Consider the following 16,560-nt stretch of genomic DNA (forward strand, 5'->3'; position numbering starts at 1 on the left):
TTCCTTGGCAACTGCATATAGGTAAAACAAAATCTTTCGAGCTTTCGAAACAAACTGTGTTGGATGGAAATCGAACACAATGCAAGACAAACGGATGATTAGTATCTCTAAGCTGAACGCATTACTACGCTTATACCCGAGACCTATCAACGTGGTAGTCTTCCACGATCCTTCAGGGAAAGCTTATCTTGGGAGGAGCTTGGCACTTAGATGCTTTCAGCGCTTATCTCTTCCGCACATAGCTGCCCAGCGATGCTCTTGACAGAACAACTGGAACACCAGAGGTGCGTTAATTCCGGTCCTCTCGTACTAGGAATTAAACCCCTCAACTTTCCTTCGCCCACAGAGGATAGAGGACCGAACTGTCTCGCGACGTTCTGAACCCAGCTCGCGTACCGCTTTAACCGGCGAACAGCCGGACCCTTGGGACCTTCTCCAGCCCCAGGATGCGATGAGCCGACATCGAGGTGCCAAACTTCATCGTCGATATGAACTCTTGGATGAAATCAGCCTGTTATCCCTAGCGTACCTTTTGTCCGTTAAGCGACGGCAATTCCACATTAAACCGCCGGATCACTTTGGCCTGCTTTCGCATCTGTTCGACTTGTAGGTCTCACAGTTAGGCTGGCTTATGCCAATATACTCGTCACGCGATTGCCAACCGCGCTGAGCCAACCTTCGCACTCCTCCGTTACTCTTTGGGAGGATACCGCCCCAGTAAAACTGACCGGCTGACATGGTCCCGAGCCCTGATTCAAGGGCCTCGGTTAGATCGTTCAATACCCAAGGGTGGTGTTTCATCGACCGCTCCGCGTAACCCGAAAGTTACACTTCAAAGCGTCCCACTTACTCTAAGCATGGAAACCAAACGACCAGTGACAGCTTACAGTTAAGGTGCATAGGGTCTTTCCGTCCTTCTGCGGGTAAGCAGCATCTTCACTGCTAATACAATTTCACTGAGCCCCTCGTTGAGACAGCGGACAACTCGTTACACGATTCGTGCAGGTCGGAACTTACCCGACAAGGAATTTCGCTACCTTAGGACCGTTATAGTTACGGCCGACATTCACGGGGACTTAGGTTCAGAGCTTCGCCTTGCGGCTAACCCCTTGCCTTAATCTTTCCGCATTGGTCACGTGTCACATCGTATACTTGGACTTTCGTCTTGGCACAATGCTGTGTTTTTGATAAACAGTCGGTTGTCCCCTTTCACTGCGACCCACTAAAAGTGGGCATCCCTTCTTCCGAAGTTACGGGACTAGATTGCAGAGTTCCTTAACGAGGTTTCACTCTTTCGCCTTGGTATATTCTACCCACCCACCTGTGTCGGTTTGCGGTACGGGCGGCCACGGGAAGGGCCATAGGCTTTTCTCGGCGGTCGGATCAAAAGACCGGATTTGGGTTACCCCGCCTCCTTCTGGCACATTCAACAGCCATGCTTTCTCAATTTCCGCGAACCTATGGTTTAACCGTAGCCGGTGAAGGAATATTAACCTTCTGTGCATCGCCGACGCCAATTGGCCTTGACTTAGCTCCCGACTAACCCTGGGACGACGATCGTTGCCCAGGAAACCTTGGGTTTACGGCGGGGCGGGATTTCACCGCCCTTAACGTTACTTATGTCTGCATCCTCACTTCTGTGAACTCCACTGTCAGTCACCTTCGAGCTTCGACGCTCACAGAACGCTCCCCTACCACTGTACCAACCGTAGTTGGTACAATCCAGAGCTTCGGTATAACGCTTATCGCCAATCATTTTCGGCGCGAGATCTCTCGATGAGTCAGCTATTACGCACTGTTTAAATGGTGGCTGCTTCTAAGCCAACATCCTCACTGTCAATGAAATCTCACTTCCTTTCCACTGAGCGTTATTTGGGCACCTTAGCTGCAGGGCTGGGCTGTTTCCCTTTCGACAATGAAGCTTATCCCCCACTGTCTTACTGCCATGCTACATTCGAGGGTATTCGGAGTTTGATTGAGTTTGGTAGGCGGGTGTGCCCCCTAGCTCATTCAGTGCTCTACCCCCTCGATCAGCGCATGACGCTGCACCTAAATACATTTCGGGGAGAACCAGCTATTACGGGGCTTGATTAGCCTTTCACTCCTACCCACAGCTCATCCGAGAACGTCTCAAGGTTCACCAGTTCGGTCCTCCACGTCGTATTACCAACGCTTCAACCTGGCCATGGGTAGATCGCCACCGCTTCGGGTTCAGCCCGTGCGACTTGTCGCCCTATTCGGACTCGCTTTCGCTCCGCCTCCGTCCCAGAAGGACTTAGGCTTGCCACACAGACTGACTCGCAGACTCATTTTGCAAAAGGCACGCCATCACCGGACAAGCCGGCTCTGACACCTTGTAGGTATGTGGTTTCAGGTACTATTTCACTCCGCTCACGGCGGTTCTTTTTCACCTTTCCTCGCGGTACTTGTTCACTGTCGGTCACCAGATAGTATTTAGCCTTATGCCGTGGTCGGCACATATTCATACGAAATGCCACGTGGATCGTATTACTCTGGGAATCCCTAGGCGTTGTTTGGTTTTCGGTTACGGGCCTCTCACCCTCTTTGGAGCGATTTTCCATTCGCTTCACCTAACCATTCAACTACCATATCGGGCCCCGAACCCCGGAGGTAAACCTCCGGTTTAGGCTGATCCGCTTTCGTTCGCCACTACTGACGGAATCGCATTCGCTTTCTTTTCCTCGCCCTACTGAGATGTTTCACTTCAGGCGGTATTGCGTTTCCGCTCCTATTTGATTCAGAGCGGAACGTGACGAGATGAATCGTCACAGGTTATCCCATTCGGAGATCTCCGGGTCAATGCCTGCTTGCGGCTGTCCGGAGCTTATCGCAGCTTACCACGTCCTTCATCGCCTTCTGGTGCCAAGGCATCCACTACATACCCTATATATCTTGCATTGCGTATGAACGATTTCCTTGATGGCAACACCGAAGTGTCGCCGGAAAGTCGTTACGCTTGATTCTATTCTTTATCTTTTGTGTTTTGAAACCTTTCGGTCTCAAGAATTGCTCAATTAATTTTGTTTTCTACCCTGTATGCAGTTGTCAAGGAACATGGACCTGTGAAAAAAGAAGATGAAATGAGAGGGTGGTGGGCAGGACTGGACTCGAACCAGTGACCCCCGCCTTATCAAGGCGGTGCTCTAACCAACTGAGCTACATGCCCGTAATTTCCAAGCATGATCACTTGGAGTTGGTGGAGGTAAGGAGACTCGAACTCCTGACATCAAGCTTGCAAAGCTAGCGCTCTACCAACTGAGCTATACCCCCGCTCATAACATTGAAAACAGAAAGACTAAATTGCACGCTGCGCCTAACATTGGCACGCATAAAGGTTTTGCGGTGAATTTCTTCATTCGCGAGCTGTCTGATTATTGCTAATCAGCGAAGCTTCGACCTTATCCAGATGAGACGTGAGAGCGTCTCAGGACAATTCTCCATAGAAAGGAGGTGATCCAGCCGCAGGTTCCCCTACGGCTACCTTGTTACGACTTCATCCCAGTCACCAGTCTTGCCTTAGGGCGCTGCCTCCTTGCGGTTGGCGTGCGCACTTCGGGCGAAACCAGCTCCCATGATGTGACGGGCGGTGTGTACAAGACCCGGGAACGTATTCACGGCGCCGTAGCTGATGCGCCATTACTAGCGATTCCGACTTCATGGAGTCGAGTTGCAGACTCCAATCTGAACTGGGCCCAGTTTTGTTGATTTCCTCCACCTCGCGGTATCGGTTCACATTGTGCTGGGCATTGTAGTACGTGTGCAGCCCTGGTCGTAAGGGCCATACGGACTTGACGTCGTCCCCACCTTCCTCCTAGTTGATCTAGGCAGTCTGATTCGAGTGCTCCGGTAAACCGGGTGGCAACAAATCACAGGGGTTGCGCTCGTTGCGGGACTTAACCCAACATCTCACGACACGAGCTGACGACAGCCATGCAGCACCTGTGCAAAGCGGGTATTGCTACCCTATCTGGCTTTCACCAGAGACACAATGCATGTCAAGACCAGGTAAGGTTCTTCGCGTTGCATCGAATTAAGCCACATACTCCACCGCTTGTGCGGGTCCCCGTCAATTTCTTTGAGTTTTAATCTTGCGACCGTACTTCCCAGGCGGCACGTTTAACGCGTTAGCTCCGGCACGGGCGCGGTCGATTGCGCCCATACCAAACGTGCACCGTTTACTGCCAGGACTACCGAGGTATCTAATCCCGTTCGCTACCTGGCCTTCGTGCCTCAGTGTCAGTAACTGCCCAGTGACCTGCCTTCGCCTTTGGTATTCCTCTAGATATCTACGCATTTCACTGCTACACCTAGAATTCTAGTCACCTCTTCAGTACTCTAGCATGGTAGTATCGGATGCAGTTCCGAGGTTGAGCCCCGGGCTTTCACATCTGACTTACCACGCCACCTACGCACCCTTTACGCCCAGTGATTCCGAACAACGCTTGAGACCTCTGTATTACCGCGGCTGCTGGCACAGAGTTAGCCGTCTCTTCCTCTTGTGTTACCATCAATTTGCAAAGGTATTAGCCCCGCAACCTTGTTCACACATGACAGGAGTTTACAATCCGAAGACCTTATCCTCCACGCGGCGTCGCTCCATCAGGGTTGCCCCCATTGTGAAAGATTCTCGACTGCTGCCACCCGTAGGTGTCTGGACCGTGTCTCAGTTCCAGTGTGGCTGGTCGTCCTCTCAGACCAGCTACCCGTCGTCGCCTTGGTGGGCTTTTACCCCGCCAACTAGCTGATAGGCCGCGGACCAATCGGGAAGTGACAGGCCTTGCGGTCCCCGTCTTTGATCTCTCGATCACATGCGGTATTAATCCAAGTTTCCCTGGGCTATCCCCCGCTTCCCGGAATGTATCCACGTGTTACGCACCCGTTCGCCACTAAACATCACTTGTATTGCTACTCATGATATTCCGTTCGACTTGCATGTCTTATCCACGCCGCCAGCGTTCGTTCTGAGCCAGAATCAAACTCTCCAAAAAATATTGGTGCTGACTTTAATAAAAGTCAGCCAAATTGAGACCGTGATCATTCCTGATCACAGCTGCATGCTAATGCTCGGCATGCAGCGCACAATTTAGCCTTTTTGTTTTCATGCAGCTTGCTCAACTTTCGCTGAGTTTTGCTGCTTCTGTTTTCTAAAAGATCGTTTCTGAAACTCGAAGTTAGTGAACTGCTTTTGCTGCTCGCTCGCTTCGTTTTTCAGCCGCCGTTTTTCGCTGGCGGGCAAACAGACTAGTACAACTCTGAAACTGCGCAAGGACATTTTGATCTTTTTTCCATTTTCCCTGTTTTACTACTTCCGACTTTTCCACTCCGACCCGGTTCTTGCGCTTGACTTACTCAAATACCTTCAACTTCCGCAAACTCACTTTTTCGCTTCACGACGATGTTTGATGAACTCGATTACCACTGGGAGCAGCGACACTGCGATGATCATCAAGGACACTAGTTTGAAGTTACTCTTGATGACTGGGATGTTGCCAAGCGCATAGCCAAGCAATGCGATGCTCAGTACCCAGAAGATACCACCACCAAGACTGAACATTAGAAAGCGGCGATACTGCATGCGGCCAAAGCCTGCGGTGAATGGAGCGAACGTGCGCACGATGGGAACAAAGCGTGCGATCACAATTGCTCTACCACCATGCTTCACGAAGAACGCTTCTGTCTTCGCGAGATAATCTCTATTGAACCAGCGTTGGTTCACGATCCACCCGCCGCTCCTTCGTCCGATCCAGTAGTTCAAGTTATCGCCGATGATCGCCGCGCACACCAAGAGCGGGATCACGACTTCAATGCGCATAAAGCCCTGCGCAGCCAATGCCCCCACTGCAAACAAGAGCGAATCACCGGGCAAGAAGGGCGTCACCACCAAGCCTGTCTCACAGAAGACAATCGCGAAGAGTAGAACGTAAATGAGTGTTCCGTGCTGCTCGGCAAAGGTTTGCAGATGCTTGTCCACGTGGAGGATGAAGTCGATGATGTTGCTCATGTCTGATTCTAAGTTGTCTGGGGGGGATGGAGAAGTGCGAATCTCAGGCTTGAGCCTATTGCGTCCAACAAAAACTCTAGCCCTCTCTTTACTAGTCTCCTCGCATTACCTCTTGCCAAGATCCTTCTGTTTTGAGAGAACTAGCTCATGGACTCCCACGAAGTTATCCAACAGGCCATCGACAAAAACTCCAATGTCAAAGAGGTCGCCTCTCAGCTCGGCATCTCTAGCTCATTGGTCTATAAGTGGGCCTCGGGTGAAGATTATAAGGGAGAGGGCGCATCCAATCCGCTCGACCGCGTGAAGAAGCTCTTCGACATCACGGGTGATGAGCAGCTTATCCATTGGCTCTGCCAGAAGGCAGGCGGCGTCTTTGTGCGGAACCCTACCACGAAGTGCCTCAAAGGATTTGAGGTAGTCCCAGCCACCCAAGAGATCGTTATGCGCTTCGCAGACGTGCTCTCCGCTATCAGCAAGGCTGCCTCTGACAGTCATATCAATGACGAGGAGGCTGGCCAGATCCGCTCCGAGTGGGATGATCTAAAGCGCTATGCAGAAGGCTTTGTTCGCTGCTGCGAGGAGGGCGACTTTGTAAACCTCGCCAAAGCTATGCAGGAAGAGGAGCGTGCACTGGCGAAGAAAAATCGCTAACCACTGATAGCGCCGCCTTGAGCAGCTGCGCCAGCTCTGCGCTGGCGGCCTGCCCCACCTCTACGACTTCCACGTGGTGCAGCATTTGAGGCTTTAATCCAGAGGCCCAGTTCGTCAGCATCGAAATACCAGCCACTTCCATGCCTAGCGCATGTGCTTGGATGGCCTCTGGCACGGTGGACATGCCCACAGCGTCTGCTCCGAGCGTGCGCAGCATACGGATTTCTGCCGGTGTTTCATACTGCGGCCCGAGCAGCGCGGCATAGACGCCTGTATGTAGCGTCAGGTTCACCTCTGAAGCTGCAGCGGTGAATTTACTCCGCCACTTCATGGAGTACACCTCACTCATATCATGAAAGTGGGGGCCCCCGAGCAGCGGAGTGGTGCCTTGGAGATTCAAATGATCGGTGATGAGCATCAGACCTCCGACATGGAAGGAGTCCCGTATCGCACCAGCCGCATTGGTCAGTACGATGCGCTTTACGCCGAGGCGGTGCATGAATCGGATGCTTGCAGTGACCTCATGTGCCGTGAGTCCTTCATACAGGTGGCGTCGTCCCTGTGCGATTAGCACACTCTTACCTTCATGACGGCTCAAAATGAATTTCCCGGCATGTCCTGGCACGGTGGAGGCGCTTAAGCCCGCGATCTCATCATAGGGAATTTCGCTTTCGATCCCAAATGCCTCTGCCACAGCCCCTAGGCCAGAGCCGAGAACGATGGCAGTATCTGGGCGGGCATTTTGGAGGTCGCTGAGCATGCTCGCCTCTTACGCCAAGGAATCCCCTACCTCAAGCGGATGCCCGCGCAGGAACTCAGCCGCATTCAGGCGCTTTCCGCCTTCCATCTGCACTTCTGTGAGCCTTAATAGACCTACACCGCAACTGACGAGGATACCCTCCGCATTCGCATTCACGACAGTGCCTGGGGCTGGGCAGGCATCGGCCTCCTCGACCAGGGCGGCACGATGGACTTTGAGCTGTGAGCCGTTCAGCAGGCAATGCGTGCCCGGCCATGGCGTGAAGGCCCGCACCAGACGCTCCAGTTCATCCGCTGAGCGAGCCCAGTCGAGTTTCCCATCCTGACGAGTGAGCTTGCGCACATGCGTCACCAGTGACTCCTGCTGCTTTTCACGCGGTGGATGACCCGCAGCGATGAGGTCCAGCGCGGCCTCCAGTGTGGATGGGGCGAGCTGCGCCAGCTCATCATGCAGCGAGCCGCCCGTATGAGTCGGTAAAATTGGCATCGCCTGCTTGATGAGCATGTCCCCGGTATCGAGCCCCTCATCCATGAACATGATGGTGATGCCTGTTTCTTGATCTCCATCACGGATGGCTGCCTGGATGGGTGCGGCACCGCGATGGCGTGGCAGGAGCGAGGCGTGGATATTCAGGCAACCCAGCGGCGGCACATCCAGCACGGCTCGTGACAAAATCTGCCCATAGGCGACGACGACGGCGATTTCCGCATCGAAGGACTTCAATTCATCGACCGCGTGGCGGATTTTCAGTGGCTGAAAAACTCGCAGGCCTGCTTTTTCGGCTCGCACCTTGATTTGCGATGGTGTGAGCACCTGCTTGCGGCCCACGGGCTTGTCCGGCTGCGTCACGACACCGACGACTTGGTGCTTTGGTGTATTGAGCAGCCACTCTAGAGAGGGGAGCCCGATGTCTCCGGTGCCGATGAAAAGAATGCGCATCAGATCTTCATCTTCTCGATTTCCTTCCACTCCTCCAGGCGCATGACACCACCGAGGATGTCGTAGAGCACTTTGGCCGGAGCCTGGCTGGCGTCGATTTCGATGACGCGATCACTGCCGTAGTAGTCGAGGATGGGCTTGGTTTCCGCATCATAGGTGGCGAAGCGGTTTTGGATGACGCTCTCATTCGCATCATCAAAGCGGTTGTCCTTGAGCGCACGCTTGCGCAGACGGCGAGCCAGCTCAGAGCGGTTTGGGCAGCTCAGGTGAAAGACTTTCACCACCTCGATGTGCTGCTCCATGTGCTGCGCCTGCTCCACATTGCGCGGGATGCCATCAAGTACGAGGAAGTCGATCTCCGGCTTAAAGGCGTGCGCATCCACACGCTGCTTCACATTCGCATGCCAGAGCTGCACGGTCACATCATCCGGCACCAGCTCACCACGGCTGCTGTATTCGACGAATTTCTGCCCCAGTGGCGTGCGTGTATCCAGCGAGCGGAAAACATCCCCGCAGGCCAGATGATGAAAGCGTGGCACGGAGCCGAGCACCTTACCCTGGGTGCCCTTGCCGCTGCCAGGAGCGCCGAGGATGAGGAGAGTGCGAAAACGAGCGGGTTTGATGAGGTCAGACATGATCGTGAGGCTGCATAGCACGTTCCGCCGCTGCGACAACTTGCCGTGCGGCGAAAAACACCCGTTCGATTTCTAACGCTTTCAGGTCACCGCTCTCCTCTCGCAAAATGGTGACGTGAGGCTGCGGGGGAGCCCATACGGCAGGATCGGTCGGGCCAAAAAGCAGCAGCGATGGCACGCCACAAGCTGCTGCGAGGTGCGAAATGCCGCTATCATGACCGAAAAAGGCCGCGCAGGTGCTCAGGCGACTCGCGAGCTCACTCAGCGGCAGTGCATGCCAATTTGGCCGATCCGTGATCCGCATGCCGCGCTCCTCCTCGGCCTCTCCGGTGATGAAAATCACCTCCGCATCGCCCATTTTGTCCGCCAGGGCCATCCAGCGATCGAGCGGCCAATTTTTCGTTTCGGAGCCACTACCGATGTGGATGGCGATTCGGCCTTTTTCGACGTTTCGACGCGGAAAGTGCGTTTTGAGCAAATGCTCTTCCTCCAGGAAAAAGGCCAGTTTTTCCAAAGACCGTGCCAATTGCCGCGAGGCGTGCGTGCCGTCATTCTGCACGCGGTGCGGGCTCTCGATCAGCGTCTTGACGCCGATTCGCTCCATGCTGGCGCGGAAATGGCCATCTGGATCAAAGAGATAGCTGACGATGAGGTTAAAGCTACGCAGGTGCTCGGCTAGTGCCTCGTCGATGGCGGCACTCTTCGCGAACAGCGCGGCCATGGTGCGGTGATCTAGGCTGCGAACGGTGTCAGCGAGTCCTGCCGCCTGTGCGAGCGTGGCGATGCTCAGGTAGCCCATCACCTCCAGGTGGCAGAGGGGGATACTGTCCTTCAGCAGCCGCAGCACGGGCAGTGTGAGGATAAAGTCGCCGATAGCTCCGCCACGAATGACGAGAACGCGGGGCGTGGTAGATGGAGGCTGCATGGGGCCTTTTGGTGCGTCATGGTCGAAAAATAAACAAGCATTCATCTAGCCCCATTGTCTGGTTTTATCCTCAGAGTCTCTGATCGGGTGAAGCAAGTGACTCCCTTCATGAAAACCTCCCTTCCCTCCCTCCTTACAGCACTACTGGCAGCTAGCACAGCCACCGCCCAGCTCCCCACCGGCGCGGACATCGGATTCAGCCCAGGCTCCGTGGCTGGCTCGGCACACATCACCATCACAGACCCCGGCGACCACGTCTGGCGACTGCAATACTCCACCGATCTGATCAACTGGACGAATCTGGAGACGCTGAAGGTGCACAATGGCCATCTCACCCGTGCCTACACACCAGCGGCTGGCACGACGCGTCTTTTCTACCGCACGGAATACAATGCCACGCTGCAATCGAGCCTCTCCAGCACCACCTCCACCGCGCTGGTGCTCCCCACCACGCCGTATGACTATGATAATACCGTGCTGCCGCCGGCCTTTGCGGTGAATCCCATCCTCGGGCAGGATAACATGCCAGTGACCAACGTGACCACGGACGCAGGTGCCAAGCTGGGCCGCATTCTCTTTTACGACAAGCGCCTCTCGCTCAATCACACGGTGTCCTGCTCCTCCTGTCACCAGCAGCAGCATGGCTTCTCCGACCCACGCCGATTCAGTGTCGGCTTTGAGGGCGGACTCACCGGTCGCAACAGCATGGGCCTGAGCAATGCACGCTGGTATCAGCGCCGCAGCTTCTTTTGGGATGAGCGCTCTGCCACGCTGGAGGAGCAGGTGCTCCAGCCCATCCAGAATGCGGTGGAGATGGGCATGACGCTCCCCGCTCTGGAGGCACGCCTCGGCGCAGAGCCTTTCTATACAGATCTCTTCAATCAGGTGTTTGGCAGCCCAGGTGTCACCTCCGACCGCATTAGCCGTGCGCTGGCGCAGTTCGTCCGCTCCATCATCTCCGTGCAGTCGAAGTATGATGCCGCACGGGCTGCAAACTTCGCGATCAGTGCGAATTGGACCACGCAGGAGGAGCAGGGCCGCCAGCTCTTCAATGCCCCCGGCAACTGCAGTGCCTGCCACGGCACGGATAACTTCGTGCCCGGACCGAACATCTTTAATAACGGCCTGGAGTTCCCCTACGTCGATCTCGGGCGTGGTGCGATCACGGGAGTCGCCACTGATAATGGGAAGTTCAAAGTGCCCTCTCTGCGGAACATCGAGCTGACTGCGCCCTACATGCACGATGGCCGCTTTGCCACGCTGGAGCAGGTGGTGGACTTTTATAGCAACCAAGTGGTCGATAATCCGAATCTCTCCCCTCCCCTGCGCCTGCCACCTCCTGGCGGCGTGCGTCGCCCGCACTTCACCGCTGCGCAGAAAGCCTCACTCGTGGCCTTCATGAAGTCACTCTCTGATTCCGCTATCGCGACGAATCCGAAATTCAGTGATCCATTCAATTACGGGGACTGAAGCTCAGCTCTGCAAAAAGTGCGCCATCTCCGAGAGGGTGAGCTGGCCGCCGGGGCTGTGGGGGAAGAAGTCACAGCCGTGATCGCCCCAGGGTAGCTCCAGGAAGTCGCAGCGGGCGGGATCGGCGATCATGCGGTGCATGCGGGCGCTGTGCTCCACCCACACCAGGCAGTCGGAGCTGCCGTGGATGAGTAGCGTGCGCGGATTGTCTTCACGGAGATGCTGGGTGGCGGAGGCGCTGTGATAGTTCTGCGGCACGGCCTCGGGTTCACCGCCCATGTATTGAAGGACGAGCTTCAGCGACTTCAGGATGTCATTCGGGTAGCTCCACTTCCGGGCGAAAAACATATCTGATGGGCCATACACGGCGATGCAGCCCTTCACGCTCAGTTCCTGGCAGCCGTAGGCACAGGCGGTGGCGATCTGTGCCCCAGCGCTGCGACCGAGTAGGATCAAATCCTCCGCGTCGATGCCGAGCGTGGCGGCATTTTCCCGCGTCCAGGCGACGGCGCGGCGCACATCGTCGATTTGTGCGGGCCACGGATGCTCAGGGGCGAGTCGGTAGCCGAAGGAGAGCAAAACGACATCGCAGCGTGCGACGAGGGCACTGTTGGCACGGCGGAATTCTCCGGGATCGCCGCTGTCCCAGCCACCCGTGTGCAAAGAGAGCACGCAGCGCCTTTTCACGGCCTGCGAGGCCCCTGGAGGCTGATAAATCACCACATCGAGCCTCTTCATCGCCCTTTTGCCAAAAAGGCCGTCTCTCAACCGAAACGCCGTTTCCTTGCCCAAAGGGCCAAAACAGCCGCAGGATCGAAAAAGGCCGTTTTCGAGCCCGTGCGATCTTCCAGGCCTGAAAAGCGGGTCGGGCAAAATCCAGCGCTAGGAGTGGGATGACGAGATAGGCTGCACTCTCATTCCATCTCCACAAACCGATGATCAGGCAAAGCAGCGCAAGCCAATGCCCGAACTCGGTAGTGAGGAGCCTGATCTGCCAGCGCAGCCGTGAGCTTGGCTGGAGGTGCTGATTGAGCAGCAGCAGACAGAGGATGGCCAGAAGGAGAATGCCTGGCGGGATCATGCGTCACAGACCGGATTTTTCTTCCACGGCAGCCAGCGGCGAGCGCGGCCCTCCTCCTCCCAGCGCCTCGGCCAGGATCTCCGTGTCTCCGCTGTCGAAGTCCTCTGCTCGCGGCAGACCGATGGGCAGGATGGGCTCTTCTTTTTTCACCGGGATGGGTGCGGCAGCGGGTGCAGCGGTTTCTGGGATCGCAGCGGCGGCGTTTTTTTGATTCAGCGGCGGCACAGTGGCCTGTGGGCCCACCAGTCCGCCGGAAAGGATGAGCTTCATCGCATCCTCCATGCTGATGCCAGCATCGGTGATCTTATCGGAGTCCACCACCAGTAGCAGCGCGGTCATGGGACTGGGTGAGGGTGGGCACCAGCACGCTGGTCATGGCCTTGCCACTCTGTGGATCGCAGAATTGGCCCGTGGCAAAGCCGAGCATGCGTGTGCCGGGGATGGGATAGTCGATATAGACGACACGCTTCAGATTCTGCCGTGCTCCAAAACTGCGGAAGCTGTCGATGACCTGCTTCAGCGTCTTATAGATCACAGCGATGAAAGGCACACGCAGCAGCAGCTTGTCCGTGGCATTGACGATGCGGGCACCGATGACGTTCGTGGCCATGATCCCCAGCGCCACGATGACCACCAGCGGGATCATGAAGCCGACGAAGTCCGTGACACGCCGCACCAGCGGATCATCCAGCCGGATCACCTCACGCCCGGCGATTTCCTTCAGCATCTCGGCCACATAGCCCAGCAGGCCCTCACTCCAGCCGTGGAGGAGATTGTACACGAACTGCAGGATCCAAAAGGTCACGATCAGCGGCACCGCCATCGCGAGGCCCGCGATGAATTTGTTTCGCACCCACACGACCCAGCCCTTGGGCATGGCATCGATCGTCGGAGGTGGAGTGGGTGGCTCAGTCGTCATCTGGAGGCGGAACTATCGACGTAAAGCAGGCGACGTCAAAAAACGATCCTGCTTATTCGTACTCCTGCCTTGCCAAATCACCCCCACACCCGCTAAAACCGCCGCACCATGACCACTGACCGCCGTTCCTTTCTGACTTCCCTCGCCGCAGCCACCGCTACCTCCGCTCTCGCCCGCGACTGGTCGGGCCAGACGCCCGAGCGCTACCCGGACCCGGATGTCATCGCGCTCGATCCGTCTTTTGAAAAACTCGTGCAGGGCAATGCCCCCATCCGCCGCCACCACACCGGCATGCTGTGGGCTGAAGGCCCCGCCTGGAACGGCACGGGCAACTACCTCGTCTTCAGCGACATCCCCAACAATGCCCAGATGCGCTACCTGCCCGAGGACGGCCACGTCAGCGTCATGCGCAACAACGCCAACAACAGCAACGGCAACACCTTTGACCTCCACGGTCGCCAGATCAGCTTCGAGCACGGCACACGCCGCGTCGTCCGCTACGAGCTGGATGGCAAAGTCACCGTGCTGGCCGAAAAGTTCGATGGCAAGCCCTTCAACGCCCCGAATGATGGCGCGGTGCACCCGGATGGCTCCGTCTGGTTCACCGATCCCGGCTACGGCAGCATGATGGACTACGAGGGCAACAAAGGTGAGCTCCACCTCAAAGAATCCGTCTATCGCATCGACCCCAGCGGCGAGATCACCAAGATCACCGAAGACCTGGAAAAGCCGAATGGCCTCTGCTTCTCACCCGACTACAAGAAAGTATACATCGTCGATACCGGCAGCCCGAAAAACATCCGCGTCTATGACGTGGACGGCAAGACAGTGAAAAACGGCAAGGTTTTCGCCACGAACAAAGGCCAGCTCGCCGACCCCAAATCGAAAGGCAACTCCGACGGCATCCGCTGCGATGTCGAAGGCAATCTCTGGGCCAGCGCTGGCTGGATCGGCGATGGTTTTGACGGCGTCCACGTCTTCAACCCCGATGGCAAACTCATCGGCTTCATCAAACTCCCAGAAACTGCCAGCAACGTCTGCTTTGGCGGCCAGAAGCGGAATCGGCTCTTCATCACCGCCTCCCAGAGCCTCTACTCGCTCTATGTGAATACACGCGGAGCGCATTTTTGCTGAGAGCTCACGATCCCATGTCTCCACGCGACCTTTCTGACCTCGAAGAACGCCTTTCCAGGCCCACACCCGCAGTGATCGACCTGATGCGCCAGGTGCCAGGTGACTTCATCGTACTGGGAGCCGCGGGCAAGATGGGGCCCTCGCTCGCACGCATGATCAAGCGGGCGAGTGAGGAGGCGGGCACGCCGCGCCGAGTCATCGCCGTTTCACGCTTCAGCTCACCGGGCTCGATGGAGGCCTTCACCGAGCACGGTATCGAAGTCGTCGCTCGCGATTTGCTGGATGCGAACGCCGTGGCCTACCTGCCCGGCGCGGCGAATGTCATCTACATGGCAGGCATGAAATTCGGTGCCACTGGCAATGAATCACTCACCTGGGCGATGAATGCGTGGCTGCCCGGCATCGTGTGCGAGCGGTATAGCCGCAGCCGCATCGTCGCCTTCTCCACCGGCAATGTGTATGGCCTCACGCCCGTGGATCATGGTGGTAGCCGTGAAGAAGATGCCCGCAGCCAGCGGGCGAGTATGCCATGAGCCTGCCTGGGCCGTGAGCGAATCTTTGAGCACTTCAGCCGCGACGCGGCACACCGGTGTCGCTGATCCGGCTCAATTACGCCTGTGATCTGCGCTACGGCGTGCTCATCGACATTGCTCTCGCAAAGTGTGGGCAGAGGAGCCCGTGGATGTGACGATGGGCCACTTCAATACCATCTGGCAGGGAGATGCCAATGCTCTATCCCTGCTCTCCCTGGCACATGCTTCATCCCCTGCTCAAGTTTTTAACCTCACAGGCACTCTGCACACTCTCTGTGCGTGACACGGCGCTGCAGCTCGGCGAGCTCTTTGGCAAAACACCGCGCCTCATCGGCCAGGAGGCTGCGGATGCACTCCTGAGCAATGCCACACGCTCCGTCGTCACGCTCGGGGCTCCCTTTGTGAGTGAGGGCGATCTCATCGAGTGGGCCGCGCAGTGGATTCAGCGCGGTGGTGCCTCACTCGGCAAACCCACGCACTATGAATCACGCGATGGCAGATTTTGATGTCCGCGCCGCTTTGCAGCGTGGGCTAGTCATCCCGGCATGCCCGCTCGCGCTCAACTCCGCGCGGCAGCTCGATGAGCGCCGCCAGCGTGCCCTGCTGCGTTATTACCATGACGCCGGTGCAGGCGGCATCGCCGTGGGAGTGCACACCACGCAGTTCGCCATCCGTGATGCGAAACACGCGCTCTTTGAGCCAGTGCTCACCTTGGCCGCAGAGGAATTTAAAAGGATGCACGCCGCCTCGTCCGCATCGGCGGCGTGTGCGGACTCACGCCGCAGGCTTTGGCAGAGGCGGAGCTGCTGCGGTCATTGGGCTACGATGCGGCCCTTTTGAGCCTGGGAGCACTCAAAATGGCCCCCGAGGCCGATTTGATCGCCCATTGCCGCCGAATCGCCGAAATCATGCCCATCGTCGGTTTTTACCTCCAACCGGCTGTGGGCGGCCGCGTGCTGCCACGGTCCTTTTGGCGAAAATTTGCCGAAATCGAAAAGGTCGTCGCCATCAAGATCGCGCCGTTCAATCGCTACCAGACACTGGATGTCATCCACGCCGTCGCGGACTCCGGGCGCAGCGACATCGCCCTCTACACCGGCAATGACGACACCATCGTGCATGACCTGATCTCGCCCAATCGCATCGTCGGCGGCCTCCTGGGCCACTGGAGCGTGTGGACACAAAAAGCCGTGCAAATCCACGCCGCTGCCGCACCGAGCCCGTCTCGGCCGCATTGCTCGAACTCGCCAATGAGGTCACCGATTGCAACGCCGCCTTCTTTGATGCCGCGAACGGTTTTGCAGGCTGCATCGCCGGTCTGCACGAGGTTTTACGCCGCCAGGGCCTGCTGGAGGGCCTGTGGTGCCTCGATGAGCACGAGACGCTGAGCCCCGGCCAACTCGCCGAGATCGACCGCGTCTATGCCGCCTACCCCCATCTCCACGACGATGCTTTTGTCGCTGAAAACCGTGACAAATGGCTGCGTTAAGT

Annotated in this window: 11 protein-coding genes, 2 tRNA genes, 2 rRNA genes and 2 pseudogenes; 5 read left to right on the top strand and 12 right to left on the bottom strand. The window is 56.8% G+C overall.

Annotated elements, in window-relative coordinates:
* Positions 1–77 precede the first annotated feature (77 nt).
* The 5 genes from IPK32_15455 to IPK32_15475 form a co-directional block, all read right to left on the bottom strand.
* Positions 78–2,919: ribosomal RNA gene (locus IPK32_15455) — 23S ribosomal RNA — on the bottom strand.
* A gap of 191 nt (positions 2,920–3,110) precedes the next feature.
* Positions 3,111–3,187 (bottom strand) — tRNA-Ile (locus IPK32_15460).
* A 28-nt stretch (positions 3,188–3,215) separates the two neighbouring features.
* Positions 3,216–3,291, bottom strand: a tRNA-Ala gene (locus IPK32_15465).
* Positions 3,292–3,464: 173 nt separating this feature from the next.
* Positions 3,465–5,009, bottom strand: a 16S ribosomal RNA gene (locus IPK32_15470).
* Together the 16S and 23S rRNA genes with 2 tRNA genes alongside form the textbook arrangement of a ribosomal RNA operon.
* Positions 5,010–5,395: 386 nt before the next feature.
* On the bottom strand, positions 5,396–6,022 hold the full coding sequence (locus IPK32_15475) for a DedA family protein (GenBank protein ID MBK8093337.1): 627 nt from the start codon (positions 6,020–6,022) through the stop codon (positions 5,396–5,398).
* A 147-nt stretch (positions 6,023–6,169) separates the two neighbouring features.
* Here IPK32_15475 and IPK32_15480 point away from each other — a divergent pair, with 147 nt between their 5' ends.
* Entirely contained in the window at positions 6,170–6,673 is a 504-nt protein-coding gene (locus IPK32_15480) for a hypothetical protein (GenBank protein MBK8093338.1), read from the top strand.
* Here the strand turns inward: IPK32_15480 and IPK32_15485 are convergent.
* Genes IPK32_15485 through IPK32_15500 form a run of 4 tightly spaced genes read right to left on the bottom strand, consistent with a single transcriptional unit; the run spans position 6,630 to position 9,932 of the window.
* Entirely contained in the window at positions 6,630–7,433 is an 804-nt protein-coding gene (locus IPK32_15485; protein ID MBK8093339.1) for a purine-nucleoside phosphorylase, read from the bottom strand. The genes IPK32_15480 and IPK32_15485 overlap by 44 nt on opposite strands.
* A gap of 9 nt (positions 7,434–7,442) precedes the next feature.
* Positions 7,443–8,372, bottom strand: coding sequence for a methionyl-tRNA formyltransferase (locus IPK32_15490; protein MBK8093340.1), 930 nt, complete (start codon positions 8,370–8,372; stop codon positions 7,443–7,445).
* Complete coding sequence (locus IPK32_15495) at positions 8,372–9,007, bottom strand: nucleoside monophosphate kinase (GenBank protein ID MBK8093341.1); 636 nt, start codon at positions 9,005–9,007, stop codon at positions 8,372–8,374. The genes IPK32_15490 and IPK32_15495 overlap by 1 nt, the downstream gene beginning before the upstream one ends.
* A complete protein-coding gene (locus IPK32_15500) occupies positions 9,000–9,932 on the bottom strand; it encodes a glycosyltransferase family 9 protein (GenBank protein ID MBK8093342.1) in 933 nt (310 codons plus the stop codon). Before IPK32_15500 ends, IPK32_15495 begins: the two co-directional genes overlap by 8 nt.
* 108 nt (positions 9,933–10,040) lie before the next feature.
* On the opposite strand from IPK32_15500, the gene IPK32_15505 reads away from it, so the two are divergent.
* The gene (locus IPK32_15505) at positions 10,041–11,402 is read left to right on the top strand and encodes a c-type cytochrome (protein MBK8093343.1); all 1,362 of its coding nucleotides are present in this window, start codon (positions 10,041–10,043) and stop codon (positions 11,400–11,402) included.
* Positions 11,403–11,405: 3 nt separating this feature from the next.
* On the opposite strand, the gene IPK32_15510 is transcribed toward IPK32_15505, so the two are convergent.
* The 3 genes from IPK32_15510 to IPK32_15520 all read right to left on the bottom strand — a co-directional run bounded on the left by IPK32_15510 (position 11,406) and on the right by IPK32_15520 (position 13,402).
* Positions 11,406–12,140: an alpha/beta hydrolase gene (locus IPK32_15510; protein MBK8093344.1), complete on the bottom strand. Its 735-nt coding sequence runs from the start codon at positions 12,138–12,140 to the stop codon at positions 11,406–11,408.
* 346 nt (positions 12,141–12,486) lie between these two features.
* Entirely contained in the window at positions 12,487–12,822 is a 336-nt protein-coding gene (locus tag IPK32_15515) for a hypothetical protein (GenBank protein ID MBK8093345.1), read from the bottom strand.
* The gene (locus IPK32_15520) at positions 12,788–13,402 is read right to left on the bottom strand and encodes a DUF502 domain-containing protein (protein ID MBK8093346.1); all 615 of its coding nucleotides are present in this window, start codon (positions 13,400–13,402) and stop codon (positions 12,788–12,790) included. Before IPK32_15520 ends, IPK32_15515 begins: the two co-directional genes overlap by 35 nt.
* Positions 13,403–13,510: 108 nt before the next feature.
* Here IPK32_15520 and IPK32_15525 point away from each other — a divergent pair, with 108 nt between their 5' ends.
* The 3 genes and pseudogenes from IPK32_15525 (at position 13,511) to IPK32_15535 (ending at position 16,558) form a co-directional block, all read left to right on the top strand.
* Positions 13,511–14,536: an SMP-30/gluconolactonase/LRE family protein gene (locus IPK32_15525; GenBank protein ID MBK8093347.1), complete on the top strand. Its 1,026-nt coding sequence runs from the start codon at positions 13,511–13,513 to the stop codon at positions 14,534–14,536.
* A 14-nt stretch (positions 14,537–14,550) separates the two neighbouring features.
* Positions 14,551–15,575: pseudogene (locus IPK32_15530) on the top strand (epimerase).
* Positions 15,562–16,558, top strand: a pseudogene (locus tag IPK32_15535) (dihydrodipicolinate synthase family protein). The pseudogenes IPK32_15530 and IPK32_15535 overlap by 14 nt, the downstream one beginning before the upstream one ends.
* Positions 16,559–16,560: the final 2 nt, after the last annotated feature.

The sequence above is a fragment of the Verrucomicrobiaceae bacterium genome (assembly GCA_016713035.1).
Classification (GTDB): Bacteria; Verrucomicrobiota; Verrucomicrobiia; order Verrucomicrobiales; family Verrucomicrobiaceae; genus Prosthecobacter.

Bases quoted from the DNA above. Each gene is read 5' to 3' on its own strand.
- IPK32_15520 (MBK8093346.1), bottom strand. From the start codon at position 13,402: ATGACGACTGAGCCACCCACTCCACCTCCGACGATCGATGCCATGCCC.
- IPK32_15500 (MBK8093342.1), bottom strand. From the start codon at position 9,932: ATGCAGCCTCCATCTACCACGCCCCGCGTTCTCGTCATTCGTGGCGGA.
- IPK32_15505 (MBK8093343.1), top strand. From the start codon at position 10,041: ATGAAAACCTCCCTTCCCTCCCTCCTTACAGCACTACTGGCAGCTAGC.
- IPK32_15525 (MBK8093347.1), top strand. From the start codon at position 13,511: ATGACCACTGACCGCCGTTCCTTTCTGACTTCCCTCGCCGCAGCCACC.
- IPK32_15480 (MBK8093338.1), top strand. From the start codon at position 6,170: ATGGACTCCCACGAAGTTATCCAACAGGCCATCGACAAAAACTCCAAT.
- IPK32_15515 (MBK8093345.1), bottom strand. From the start codon at position 12,822: ATGACCGCGCTGCTACTGGTGGTGGACTCCGATAAGATCACCGATGCT.
- IPK32_15475 (MBK8093337.1), bottom strand. From the start codon at position 6,022: ATGAGCAACATCATCGACTTCATCCTCCACGTGGACAAGCATCTGCAA.
- IPK32_15510 (MBK8093344.1), bottom strand. From the start codon at position 12,140: ATGAAGAGGCTCGATGTGGTGATTTATCAGCCTCCAGGGGCCTCGCAG.
- IPK32_15495 (MBK8093341.1), bottom strand. From the start codon at position 9,007: ATGTCTGACCTCATCAAACCCGCTCGTTTTCGCACTCTCCTCATCCTC.
- IPK32_15490 (MBK8093340.1), bottom strand. From the start codon at position 8,372: ATGCGCATTCTTTTCATCGGCACCGGAGACATCGGGCTCCCCTCTCTA.
- IPK32_15485 (MBK8093339.1), bottom strand. From the start codon at position 7,433: ATGCTCAGCGACCTCCAAAATGCCCGCCCAGATACTGCCATCGTTCTC.